Here is a 12090-nt window from a genome sequence, read left to right as displayed (position 1 = left end):
TCCGCAGGTGGTCTTCCCGACATCCTGGATCGGATGACCGCGGAGCGGGGACCTGCGCACTGGGACGTTCTATGGTCGATGCTGTGCGGCGGCGGCATCGTCTACTCGGCCAGCTTCGCCGTACTCCCCTGGCTGCTCGACCAGACTCGCAGCGAGGACCCGGATGGCGTTCTGCAGGCAGTGACGTTGGCTGGCGCCATCATCGCCCGCGCTGACCAACCTCATGGCGCCGGCGACGTGCGCACGCACTACGCCGCCGAGATCGAGCAATTGCTGGCACGGAAGCGCGACCTCGTACAGACGCTCGTCGAGCAGGACAGACACGACCGTCTCATCCGAATGAAGCTCGGTCGTAACTGGGCCGATCCCGCAGGGCCGACGTACCCGGTCGAGCGAGATGACCTTCGGCCCAATGCACTCCGCGCCGTCGTCAGCGATCACATGGCACCGCTGCTCAAGGAAGCCGGCTTCGCCCGGTCCGGTCCCCGCTTCACACTGACCACGGCAAGCGGGGACCAGGCGTGGATACTCGCCCATCGTTTCGAGCTTGGTGAGTACGACGCCGAGTTCCACGTCGACTCTGGTGTGCGGCCGAGCTCGCTGGACGCGGTCAAAGAAGCCAAGGTACCCATCGGAGATAGCGTTCTGGACCAACGCATGAGCGACCCCTGGGACTCGCTGCAGATGTGGAAGTTCGACCTCGACGACACCGCAACCATCGCCATCTTCAAGGACGCGCTGCGAGACCTGAGAGACCACCTGGCCCACCTGGTCGCCGACCGGCAAAACCTCTTGGCCCTCCTCCGCGATCCAGCCGCCCGCGTCCGATCCATCAGCGGCCCCAGGGACCGGTTGCTCGCGGTCTCGTCGTACGACCTCGGACCGTCGGAGGAGCTGGAGACCGCACTGAGGTCCATCGAGCAACGTAATCCGAGCGACCGCCTCCCCGCCTGGATCCGGCAACAACTGGCCGCGAACAGCTGACGAGCGCACCGGCGACAGGTGCGGTGTCCACTGCCGCATCTCCGTCAGCCCTGGCCAGGATCGGCGCGAGGTCGTGTTCAGCACCTACCAGGTCTAGGCGAAACGGCGAGCACGACCGGGCACAGGTCCGACGCGACAACTACCGTTTGTCCGTGGCGCGGCGTTGAAGGTCGACAAGGCCAAGGCCGGCCGACGGTCAAACCAGGGCGCTGAATCGGAGCTGGCATTCGGGCCAACCTGATGGTTGCCTCGTCAACACCTACTAGCCGGGCTCGATGGCTCAGCACTAGTACGGCCGGCTGCGGAGCCATACTCACATCACTGTTTAACGGCTAAGAAAAGCTCGCAGATAGGGCGGATGCCCGATGTCCGGGGAGGTGGTTTACGGCCACGCTGGTGGTGACAGTACCGCCGGGCACAACCAATGGTGTGTCGAATGCCCCTTGGGAAGAGGTCGTGCTGTGGGATCAGGCGATGCAGCTGTGCAGAAGCCGGTTGAGGCCACCGACGCGGCGTTGCAGTCCAGGTGGTGACGAGTGCTTGGGCAAGCACGATGCGAGTACTGCGTTGGCTGGTGCCGGCCATCGCCGCCGCCGGGCTGATCACAGCGTGCACAGCCAACGGCGTCGAGGGATCGCATCCCGGCACCACCACGTCCACAGTCACCTCCCCCAGTTCCACGACCACAGGATCGCCGACCCGGTCGCCGGCACCGGCCCCGATCAAGATCGACAAGCCTCCGCCCGATGCGTCGGTCGGCAAGCCAGCGCTGCGCGACGAGCTGCTCGCGATGCTTGCGCAAGACCAGGCGGTCCGGACCGGTACACCGCCGCCAGGTGACAAACGCACGCCGGAAGAGCTTGCCGCAGCGTGGGACGCGACAGACCGCGCCAATACTCAGCGGATGACCAAGATCCTCGACGAGCACGGCTCGCCAGGCTGGGATCTGGTCGGGAGCAACGGTGCGCACGCAGCATGGGTCCTGATCCAGCACGCGGACCTCGACCTTCCATTGCAGGAGCGTGGCCTCGCACTGATGAAGGACGCAGTCACAGCCAACAACGCCGACCCCAAGCGACCTCGCGTACCTGGTAGACCGGGTCCTGGTGGCCCCGAACGAACCGCAGCTCTACGGCACCCAATGGGGAAAGAGCCCCGCAGGAAAGCCCGAGCCGCGAACAGCGATCGAGGACGAGGCGATGGTCGACATCCGCCGGGCCGCCGTCGGGCTCGGCACAATCGATGCCTACCTGAAGGAGCTCGGCGCGGCCTTCGGGAAACGCTAGCCCTCCCCGGCCGGCGTCCAAGTCGAGGAATCCACAACCCTTGTCGCCCAGTCGACAAAGCCTCCAAACCAGCCGCCGCCGTCTACTACATCGCCTTTACCAAGAGCAGGTCGCCAGGGGCCTTTTCGAGTCTCTGAAGGCGATCTGAAGCCGCAGCCCGCGAGCCTTGGACGTACCGAAGGCCGCATGACCCGTACCGACTGGAGTCTCGAGGAGGACAGTTGATTCAACCATCACTGACCGAGGCCGCATTGGCCCTGAGCCGCAGCTGGCTCGCAGCAACCGGCCCCATCCAGGAATCAGCGGCTGAGCCTGCATATCGCCCGGAGCACCAAGCCTCCGTCGCTGTACTGACTGCGCCTCAACGGCGTAAGGACAATCAGGGCGCGATTACAGCGAGCACTCGTGGTCCATCGCCTCCCGGCGGCCCCTGATCCGTGCAGTGTCAGTCGGTTTCGGTGCGCTGACGCTTTGCCTGCCGGTCGTAGAGAGCGAAGAGCCCAGTGGCGATAAGGCAAGCCCAAATGTAGGCGTTGGTGATGAACCGCTCAGGGAGCGACCGATCGCCGGCAGGTTCATCGCTGATGAGCCCCCAGAGGACACCGCCAATCCCATTGCCGACCGCAAACAAGACCAGTCGTGCAACGAACCACCGAAACCACCTCGACCCACCTGCCCCAAAAAAGGTGTCGATGTCGAACAACCTCCGCACCACCCCAGCGTGTCCAGGCTCGGGCGCCGCAGCCGCTTGATCTGTCCGCTCGTCCACCATCCCAGTCTGACACCCCAAAGGTCCCCAGCCATCCCATCACCCAATAGCCGACGCGGGATCGAGCGAAGCACCCACACCACGGCTGGTCCCTCATGGCGGTTGAGCCGGATCCATGGCCCCCCGTGGTACCGGATCTCCCGGTCCGGTCATCGCTTCAGCCCGACCGCGGCAAGCGGGGACCGGGCGTGGACACTCGCCCATCCTTCAAGCTTGGTGAGTACGAGTTCTACGTCGACCTGGCGTGCGGCCCGTGTCGATGGACGCGGCGAAGAAGGCCCGTTCTCGACGACCGCGACGACCGCCTCGGAGTCGGTCAGAGTCCACTGCACCTGCGAGACTGACGAGGTCTCGTAGATCGGCACTGTGATCGCGCCAATGCTCCAGATCGCGTAATCGATCAGAGTCCACTCGTACCGCGACGCGCTCAGCAGCGCGACCCGGTCGGCAGGGTTTCTCGGGTTTGGAGACTCGGCTTTGGGCCAGGACATGGTGTCTGAACGCGGTGTGTTGACGGCGTCGGATGAGCTGTGGGAAGTCGCTGTACGACGGGCTGCGGTGGTCAGCCGCCTGGCGGCGCTGGACACGGTAGGCGTCGCCGCGGTGGAGGGCGGGCTACCCGATGAGCGGAAAGCCGTACGCGGTGGAGCGGGTAATCGGGACGGTGATGCGCCTGGTCCACGACGAGGTGCCGGGTACGACGTTCTCGAACGTCGCCCAGCGTGGCGCCTACGACAGCGACGGCAAGGCGGTAATGACGCTGGCGGAGCTGAACGCCTGGCTGGTGCTGGCCGTCGCGTGTTACCACGGCCAGGTGCAGGAGGCCCAGGGCCGAATCCCCGCGGCGGTGTGGACCGAGCTGGCTGAACGGGACGGTACGCCGGCGACGACATCCAACGTGACCGCGTTCGTTCCTGGTCGACTTCTTGCCGGTGATCCTCCGCACGCTGTCACGCAGCGGGTTCCAGGTCGATCACGTGCAGCACTACTGCGACGCGCTCAAGCCCTGGATCGCCCAGCGAGCAGCTGGGCAAGTTCGTACTGCGGCTGATCCGCGTGGACAGCTGGTACCTACTGGGAGCAAGCCGCAGCGGCAGCCAGTCATCGGCTGCCGCTGCGTCTGTTTGCGGCGCGATCAGGGACGAACCGCAGCCAGAGATTCATTGGACTTGGAGGTCAGGATCGCCTTGCACTCGCCGGTTGTGACGCTGCAGCGGAACATCTTCTGCGCCAGCGGCTTCACGCCCCTGGTGTCGGCCAGCACGATCACGGTCGCCGGGTCTTCGAACACCGCGCTGTTCCAGGTCCAGCCGCCGAACTTGGCCGGGATTCCGAGCTTGGTGGCCTTGCCGGTGGCGATGTCGACGGCGACCCGGGTGCTGAGGACCATCGTCCTTCCTTCCGGTGACAGTGCCACGTAAGCCGCGGCCTGGTCCGATTCGACGGTTTCGAAGCAGTACTCGCGCTTCAGTTCGAGTCCCTTCGCGCCGAGGGTGGCGGCCTTGGCGCAGTAGCCGTCGATGCCGTTGCCGCTCAACTGCACGACCACGTCGCTGCTCCGAACCACTTGCAGTTCACCGCGGAGGCCGAGCTCTTCGACCGTCCGCGGCTGGTCCGCTCCGGGCTGCCAGACGGACACCGGCCGGGAATCCACTAGCTCCGGCGTCAGCCAGATGCCGTCTTTGTTCCAGCCGATCAGTCTGATGCTCGGCATCGGGAGGTCGAGTCTGGCCGTTTCCTTGCCGTCCTCGACATTCACCACGACCACTCGGCTGTCCTTGGCCCCGTACGGCGCGACCGCGACGGCCAGTTGCCGACCGTCGGGGGAGATGACGGGATAGGTGGCGCCGGTCGGTCCGAGTGGCGTGACCTTGCCCTTCGGGTCGACGATCGCGGCCTGGGACTTCTTCGGGTCGGGGTAGCCGGTCTTGACCAGCCAGCCGCCGCCCAGCCGAGCCAGCACCTCGCCCCTGACGCCCGGATTCTTGACCTTCTGCTTGCCGTCCTGGATGACGGCCCACCAGGTGTCCAGCGGGTTGTCCGGGTTGTTGTGGACGGTGACGGCGTACGGGATCCGCGGAGCGCCGGTAGAGACGGGGCCGGTCGGCATTGCGGCCGGAGAGTCGGCCACTGTGGGCTGCTTGTCGGCGAGGCGGGTGAGGAAGGGTACGGCCAGGACCAGGACCGCGCCGATGGTGGCGGCGGCCAGGACGATCGGGATCCAGCCACGCTTAGTGGGGGTGCCGGTGGCGTCCAGTTGCAGGCCCGGACCCTGGGCCGCGTCCGGGACCGTGCCGGCCTTGGTCTGCAGGTAGTCGCGCAGGCGGTTCTTGGTGTCGTTCATCGGACTTCCTTCAGCTTCTTGGTCAGGGCGGTCAGGCCGCGAGACGCGGTCGCCCGCGCGGTGGAGGCGCTGATCCCAAGGATCTGCGCGATCTCGTCGAACGGGAGGTCGAGGTAGTAGCGCAGTACGAGGACCTCGCGCGGCCGGGTGGGCAGCGACTGGAGTGCCCGTTGCACCTCGAGGCGTTCCTCGCCGAGTACCGCGGTGCTCTCCGCGGAGTCCTGGGGCGCCTGGTGCGGCGGCGTGTAGAGCCGCGCGACCCTTCGCCGTCGCAGGGCCGACCGGCTCGCGTTGAGCACGATCGTTCGCAGGTACGCCAGCGCCTTGTCGGAGTCCTTCAGTGGCCACCGCCGGTACAGCTGGGCGAAAGCCTCCTGGACTATGTCTTCGGCTGTCTGTCGGTCATCGATCACCAGGACCGCCAAGCGCACGAGGCCGCGCCAGTGCTGCCCGTAGAGCTCCGAGACGGCCGTACCCGCGTCGTCTGCCGCAGCCCGGTGAGGATGCCGGATGCTCACCACTAGATTCGTCACACCCTTAGAGACGCGCCGGACTCCGAAACGCTGTGGTATCACCCGGCCGGGTTCATCGATGGCCAACAGTGACGATGTGCTGGTCGAAACCCGGTGGTGTGGCGTGGGGTGATTGATCAGTTGCCCGCTTCGAGACGAACTGGAATTCTCTGTGCGCGTTGGCCCCACGACCCTGCCGCAGCCTGGTCGCACCGACCCGTCGCTGATCCGGAACTTCTGCATCATCGCCCACATCGACCACGGTAGGTCGACGCTGGCCGACCGGATGCTGCAGATCACCGGTGTCGACTGCCGCCAGATGCGGGCCCAGTACCTGGACCGGATGGACATCGAGCGCGAACGCGGCATCACGATCGAGTCGCAGGCCGTCCGGCTGCCGCTCACGCCGAAGCCGGACACCCCCGGCGGACTGCTCGAACTGCCGCGACAAGCCGCGATGTTCGACGCCGCCAAGACCGGTCAGGTACAGGTGCTCCTCGGATCGACGACCAAGATGGACATCGGCACCAACGCACAAGACCGCCTCGTCGCACTGCACCACGTCGACTGCCCCTGGCCGCCAGCCGACATCATCCAACGCGGCGGCGGCCGCCGGCAGCACAACCAGAACCCCGAACTCGAAATCGTCGGCTACGTCACCGCGGGAACCTTCGACACCTACTCCTGGCAGACCGTCGAGCGCAAGGCCCGGTTCATCGGCCAGTTCATGAGCGGACGACTCGACTCCCGCGAGATCGAAGACATCGGCGAGATGACCCTGTCAGCCACCGAGGTCAAAGCGCTGTCCGGTGGCAACCCGCTCCTGATGGAGAAGGCCCAGGCCGACGCGGACGTCTCACGCCTGGTCCGGCTTGAAGGGGCAACAGCCAAGCCCAGAGCATGCTGGTCACCGGATCCGCGAAGACACCAAGCAGCTCGCGATGCTCCGCAGCGAGATCCCGCACCTCGAGGCCGTCATCGCACGACGGGTCAATAACCCGCAGCGACAGGTCCGGATGCACGTCGATGGCCGCCTGCACAACGAACGTGCCGAGGGCGCCCGTGCCCTAGCCGGCCTGGTCGTCCGCTTCGAGAACGCACTCCGCAGGCTCGACCGCAAACTGGCCGCCAAGCACGAGTGGATCGACGAGATCACCCGAGCTGAAGGAGAACTCGGGAAACCGTTCCAACTCCAGGACGCCCTCCACACCGCGTACGCAACCCGGAAAGCGATCAACTACAAGCTAGCCGCGGCGCCACCGCCGGCCGCTGCGCCAGTAGCACGGACCCGGACGTCGCAGCATCCCTCAAAGTCCTCGCAGCCACGCACGTTGCTCCCCCGGCGGGCCAACGGCCGCAAACAAACCTGAGCACCGCCCGGCCATACAGCCCGCTACCGAACCACGACAGGACCATCACCCTCGAGTGAGTGGTCCTGTCGTGGTCCGCCGGCCAGTTTCAGCGCTTCGGAAGGAGCGAGTTCAGGAACGCTGGACCTCGCGATGCCGGCGACCGAGTCCTGCTTCGCAGGTTACGGGCGGTGGCCGGGCGCCGCGTACTGGACGATGACTGGCAGCGTCTTGCGGTGCTACTTGGTCAGCCCGTAGGCGCGCGTCACTTCCTGAGTGAGGCGGCCGCCGTCTGCGTCGGCTACCTCGAGGCGGAGGTGCACAGGCCTGCCGGCGTGTTCGGCCGGGTGGGTGACCGTGGCCGAGTAGCTGTTACCGGACCCGGCACGAAGTGGGAGCTCGACCCAGTTCTTCCCGTCCTGGGACATTTCCAGTTTGGCCTTCGTGAAACGGGAACCTTGGCTCCGGGTTTGGTGCCGCAGACCGAGGTCGATCCGGGTCGGCCGCCCGACCTTGACCTGGCTGCGCAGGTCTGCCCCCGGCACGTCGATGTCGGCGACTATCAGGGGCATGAATTCGGGCTTGCCGCCCCGGGAGCGGAATGACCAGTTCGACGTGACCCGGGTGGAGTACTGCCACCAGGTCTCCTGCCGCTGGGCATCGAGGGAGATCTGGTAGTACGCCGCCTCCGTCGGGACGTCGAAGAACCCCCACGCCGGCTGGTCGTGCCTTCCGATCTCGGACCCGTTGCGCCGCACAACCAGGTCGTAGGTCCCGACCAGACCCCCGACGGAGTACGGCCATTCTTCGGTGCGCGACGCTCCGTGCGCGAAAGGCGGGATCGCGACGATCAGCATGTCCCTCTCCCAGCCGACGAAGGACGTGCCGTGGATCTCCTCGGGCAAGTGCCGGGGCAGGCCGGAGATCGCGACCGGCGCGAACCACCGCTCCTTCAGTTGTTCCCCGGCCTTGTACAGCCGCGGTTCACCGAACCAGCGGGTGGCACTTGCGAAGTTCCGGTCGGTCGCAACGATCTTGTGGACCCAGGTCAGCGAACCAGTCAGGTAGGTGGTGTGGCGTCCGGGCGCCGGGAGCAACCGATCCCAACTCTCGCCGACAGCACCCTCCAGGTACTCCGTGCCGTAGCCGGCGCGTTTCGACGAAATTATCCCGTCACCGGTCGGTGCGCCGAACTCTTCCTGAACGGCGGCGAAGTCCGTGGGCGCTTTGCGAACCGACGGATCGGCGGGAATTCGGCCCGGCCAGATCTCGGCGGTCTGGTAGACGGACGAACCGAACGCGACGCCGGTGATCCGCAGCGCCTTGGCCTGCTCAAGGACCTGCCCGGCCGTCACCCGGTCCGTGGCGAGCACTGGGATCGTGACTCCGGAGGACAACGGGAAGATCGCCCGGGCCAGGCCTGGCCGATCCGGATCGAAGAACATCACCGCTGTGGCACCGGCTTGCTCGGCGGCGAGCGCTTGGTGTGCCTCAGCGCCGACCGACTGCCGGACCAGCGCGAGCTTGCCCTTCACTCGGTCACCGGTCAGGTCGTCCGGAGCGGCGGTGCCGGCATCGACCGGTACCAGGGTCTTCGTGCCGGAGAATCGGGGCGCGTAGAGGAAGTCGCTGACGGGAAGCTCGCGACCGGTACCGGCGATGCGGACCCAATAGGGCGGCGCCTCGAGTGGGGCGCCGACGGCGAACGTGGACCGGTCCGTCGTCGGCATCGTCGTAGGCGTCGCCCGCAGCTCCCACGACTGTCCCACCGCGGTGAAGGCATCCCGGCCGAGGTAGTAGCCCTTGGCGTCCTTGAGCGTCAGAACCATGTCGACGTTGTGGGGACGCAGATCAGGCTTGCCCTTGACCTCGATCCGAACCAGCTTGGCCTTGCGGGCGTCCAGTGCCACGGTGCGGTCGCCGGCGACGGTGATGTTCGATTCGGCGGCCAGCGTGGCGATGTCGGGCGTGGTGTCGGTGGCGGCCTGGAGGAACGTCGTGGACATCGCATAGCTCCCGGCCGGCAGACGGAAGGTCCGGCGTCCGTTCGGGAGTTCCTGGAAGTCGGAGAAGCCGTCGCCTCGGCGCCCGATCAGGACGTACGAATCGGCCAGGTTGCCGTCGAGGCCGGTAGCGCTGACAGTGACGTCGTACATCTCAGGTTCCAGGTACCAGCCGTAGGTGCTGATCAGTGGATCGCCGCCGTCGGGCGGGCTGGCGACTATCCGCCCGCTATGCGAGCCGTTGGCGCCGCCGAACTCGGCCGTGACCTCGACACTGGCCTGACCACCGGCCGGTACCAGCAGGTCGGTGGCGCTGACCCGGACGGGGGCGCTGCCCTCATCGGCTCTGCTGTCCAGCCTCAGGGAGACCGGAGTGGTGCCGGAGTTGCGGTAGGTGACCTTCTTGGTAACCGGGGCTGGATTCGGGTGCGGCCAGGGCAGGTAGCCGTAGTCCAGCTCCGGCGTATCAAGGGTCAGGGTGCTTTCGGTGGCCTGGTCGGCGTCGACGCGACCGGCGCCCTGGTCGAGAACTTTGCTGCCGGATTGTGGGTCCGTGGTGGCGATGAGGTGGTTGCGGAGTTGTTCGCCGGTCCAGTCGGGGTTCCGCTGGGCCAGGAGTGCCGCAGTACCGGCAACGTGTGGGGTGGCCATCGACGTACCGGAGGCAGCGGTGTAGAGGTCGTCGATCGGCTCGCCCATCGCCGTACCGGCCGCACGGGCCGCGATGATCCCGGTTCCCGGCGCGGAGATCTCGGGCTTGAGCGAGCCGTCCCGGCGCCGCGGGCCGGGGCAGGAGGTCTCGTTGATGCCGCCGTCACGGGTCAGATTGCCCACGGCGAGCGCCGCCTCGGCAGAGGCCGGCGAGGCGATCTGGCCAGGTGTTTTGTCGAAACAGTTTCCGGCCGCGACCACGAACAGTGCGCCGGTCTGCCGGCTGAGCGTGTTGACCGCCTGCGCCACCGGGTCGGTGCCGTCGGTGGGCTCGCCGCCGAGGCTGAGATTGACCACTTTCGCACCCTGGGTGGTGGCCCATTCCATGCCGGTGATGATGCTGGAGTCGGTGCCGTAGCCGTCGTCGTCGAGGACTTTGCCGTTGAGCAGGGTCGTGTCCGGGGCGACGCCGCGGTACTTGCCCTGGGAGGCGGTGCCGGTTCCCGCGATCGTGCCCGCAACGTGCGTGCCGTGGCCGACTCGGTCGAGGGTGTCGGGACTGTCGGAGAAATTGGCCTGGGCGCCGACCCGGCCTTCGAGATCGGGATGGGTCTTGTCGATGCCGGTGTCGAGGACGGCAACCTTGATGCCCTTGCCGGTGTAGCCGCGTTGCCAGGAGGCGGGCGCGCCGATCTGGGTGACGCTCTGGTCCAGGGCGGCCTTTATCCGGCGGTCCAGACGGATGGTACGGATCTGGGGCTCGACCCGGTGGCTCTTGGTCCTGGGTACCGGGTCGCTGATCGAGCCCCAGAAGGCCGAGCCCTTGATGACCTGGGTTGCCCGGGCGCCGATCGAGGTGAGGAGCCGGGACTTCGTGGTACCGGAGAAAGTGTCCTTCTTGGCTTGGGTCCGCGCGGTGGCCGGGCTGCCGGCGTACTGGACGATCACCGGCAGTGTCTTGCGGTGTGCGTCGTCGTAGCCTTGCTGGATGAGTCCTTTGACGTCGAACAGGGCACGGTCCAGGCGGCCCTTGGCGACCTCGCTCAAGACTTCCGTCGGGATGACATATGTGTGCTCGGCGGTCCGCGAGATGACCGCGGCGGTGGCGGCACCACCACCGCGGAAGCTGACGCGTTCCGGCTGGCCAGGTGTGCTCTCGACTTCGACCCGGTCGCCGGTGATCAGGGTGACCATCGCAGTACCAGGTGGTCGGGTGGGTTGTTTGCGTGACTCCCGGACCGGTTCTGCGCCGGCACCGGGTGGGGCGGTCAGTAGCAGCGCCAGGCTGGCGAGCAAGGCGACTGGACGGATCAAATGCATGGGGATGGCTCCTTGTGTCGACATCAACACCAATGAAGACGTCTCAGGCCACAAAATGCTGAGTGGTTGGATCCTGACGAAGCGGCGACCAGCAGGCTCGGGCCAGGGCGAGCAGGGTCAGCGGGGTGGTGATGGCGAGAGTGGTCCTGGTGCCCAGGGCGGTTGTCAGGAGGCCGCGATGGCTTAGCTGCCGAGGGTTCGCCAGGCTGAGGTGGCGGGGCCCAGGAGGTGTGGTGGTACGAGGGTCTGGCGCAGGGTGCGTTGGGGGACGCCGTAGATGGGAAACGCTAGACCGGTACAGGCCGGGGCGAGGAAGACACGCGCCTGCGGTGCGACGAGTCTACCGAAGACAACAGCTGCTGATACCAAGCCTGCGCCAGCGCGCCAAGCCCTCTGCATTCTCTATTCTCCGATCGTCAGCAGGTCCAGACCTGATGGCCTGCACCAGTACCGAACACACGCTGCCAGGCGACGCCTTCACAGAAGCGTTGTGAAGTGTTCGTTGACGGCTAGACATCCAACATTTATTCAGCCGTTACTGTGCCCACGGTGGTTGCAGCTTTGAGCCGTCCGCCCCCGGTGACGGTAAAACGGCAGTCACGGCTACCTGAAGCTCGGCCGAGGTCTCACCCAGACTGAAGACCGCGGCCTGCCCCCCGGCCAGTACGACAGCCGCGTCCCCCGGGCCGAACTTCTCGCCGTTCGGGGTGATCTGGATTGTGCCCGCCAGCACCATGAAGACCTCGTCGCGGTCCAGCGTGTGCGGATCCTTGCCGAGCACCCGGGTTCGAACGCCATTCGCCAGGTGCAAATGCCGGCTGAACCGAGACTCGGCGCAGCCAGCACTATGAACTCCACACCTGGCAACTGGA

Annotated in this window: 9 protein-coding genes and 2 pseudogenes; 5 read left to right on the top strand and 6 right to left on the bottom strand. The window is 66.6% G+C overall.

The genetic code is table 11. The features are described from left to right. Positions 1-33: 33 nt before the first annotated feature. Together G3I17_RS06215 and G3I17_RS06210 are read left to right on the top strand one after the other, a co-directional pair. On the top strand, positions 34-984 hold the full coding sequence (locus tag G3I17_RS06215; RefSeq protein WP_164594908.1) for a hypothetical protein: 951 nt from the start codon (positions 34-36) through the stop codon (positions 982-984). A gap of 1085 nt (positions 985-2069) precedes the next feature. After that, positions 2070-2270, top strand: a pseudogene (locus tag G3I17_RS06210) (DUF6624 domain-containing protein); the annotation flags it as partial. A gap of 445 nt (positions 2271-2715) precedes the next feature. On the opposite strand, the gene G3I17_RS06205 reads toward G3I17_RS06210, so the two are convergent. Continuing rightward, the gene (locus G3I17_RS06205; protein ID WP_164594906.1) at positions 2716-2973 is read right to left on the bottom strand and encodes a hypothetical protein; all 258 of its coding nucleotides are present in this window, start codon (positions 2971-2973) and stop codon (positions 2716-2718) included. A gap of 215 nt (positions 2974-3188) precedes the next feature. After that, the gene (locus G3I17_RS06200; RefSeq protein ID WP_164594905.1) at positions 3189-3530 is read right to left on the bottom strand and encodes an AMP-binding protein; all 342 of its coding nucleotides are present in this window, start codon (positions 3528-3530) and stop codon (positions 3189-3191) included. Between the two features lie 131 nt (positions 3531-3661). Between G3I17_RS06200 and G3I17_RS06195 the strand changes: the two genes are divergently transcribed. After that, the gene (locus G3I17_RS06195; protein ID WP_164594904.1) at positions 3662-4090 is read left to right on the top strand and encodes a hypothetical protein; all 429 of its coding nucleotides are present in this window, start codon (positions 3662-3664) and stop codon (positions 4088-4090) included. Between the two features lie 84 nt (positions 4091-4174). Here G3I17_RS06195 and G3I17_RS06190 read toward each other — a convergent pair whose 3' ends face one another. Then, positions 4175-5383, bottom strand: coding sequence for a hypothetical protein (locus G3I17_RS06190; RefSeq protein WP_164594903.1), 1209 nt, complete (start codon positions 5381-5383; stop codon positions 4175-4177). Further along, a complete protein-coding gene (locus tag G3I17_RS06185) occupies positions 5380-5916 on the bottom strand; it encodes a SigE family RNA polymerase sigma factor (RefSeq protein ID WP_343238218.1) in 537 nt (178 codons plus the stop codon). The genes G3I17_RS06190 and G3I17_RS06185 overlap by 4 nt, the downstream gene beginning before the upstream one ends. A 151-nt stretch (positions 5917-6067) precedes the next feature. Here G3I17_RS06185 and G3I17_RS06180 point away from each other — a divergent pair. Next, positions 6068-6295, top strand: a pseudogene (locus tag G3I17_RS06180) (GTP-binding protein); the annotation flags it as partial. 541 nt (positions 6296-6836) lie between these two features. Then, positions 6837-7265, top strand: coding sequence for a hypothetical protein (locus G3I17_RS06175; protein ID WP_164594902.1), 429 nt, complete (start codon positions 6837-6839; stop codon positions 7263-7265). A 218-nt stretch (positions 7266-7483) separates the two neighbouring features. On the opposite strand, the gene G3I17_RS06170 is transcribed toward G3I17_RS06175, so the two are convergent. Together G3I17_RS06170 and G3I17_RS06165 are read right to left on the bottom strand one after the other, a co-directional pair. Then, a complete protein-coding gene (locus tag G3I17_RS06170) occupies positions 7484-11218 on the bottom strand; it encodes a S8 family serine peptidase (RefSeq protein ID WP_164594901.1) in 3735 nt (1244 codons plus the stop codon). Between the two features lie 535 nt (positions 11219-11753). After that, a complete protein-coding gene (locus G3I17_RS06165) occupies positions 11754-11999 on the bottom strand; it encodes a hypothetical protein (protein ID WP_164594900.1) in 246 nt (81 codons plus the stop codon). Between the last annotated feature and the right edge of the window lie 91 nt (positions 12000-12090).

Origin of the sequence: Streptomyces sp. SID13031, assembly GCF_010548305.1 — a bacterium.
Lineage (GTDB): Bacteria > Actinomycetota > Actinomycetes > Propionibacteriales > Kribbellaceae > Kribbella.
The sequence above is the reverse complement of the archived record's forward strand: the minus strand, read 5'-3'. Positions and strand labels throughout refer to the sequence as shown.

Excerpts from the sequence above, each read along its gene's own strand:
- G3I17_RS06200 (WP_164594905.1), bottom strand. The coding sequence starts at position 3,530 with ATGTCCTGGCCCAAAGCCGAGTCTCCAAACCCGAGAAACCCTGCCGAC.
- G3I17_RS06175 (WP_164594902.1), top strand. The coding sequence starts at position 6,837 with ATGCTCCGCAGCGAGATCCCGCACCTCGAGGCCGTCATCGCACGACGG.
- G3I17_RS06190 (WP_164594903.1), bottom strand. The coding sequence starts at position 5,383 with ATGAACGACACCAAGAACCGCCTGCGCGACTACCTGCAGACCAAGGCC.
- G3I17_RS06215 (WP_164594908.1), top strand. The coding sequence starts at position 34 with ATGACCGCGGAGCGGGGACCTGCGCACTGGGACGTTCTATGGTCGATG.
- G3I17_RS06170 (WP_164594901.1), bottom strand. The coding sequence starts at position 11,218 with ATGCATTTGATCCGTCCAGTCGCCTTGCTCGCCAGCCTGGCGCTGCTA.
- G3I17_RS06195 (WP_164594904.1), top strand. The coding sequence starts at position 3,662 with ATGAGCGGAAAGCCGTACGCGGTGGAGCGGGTAATCGGGACGGTGATG.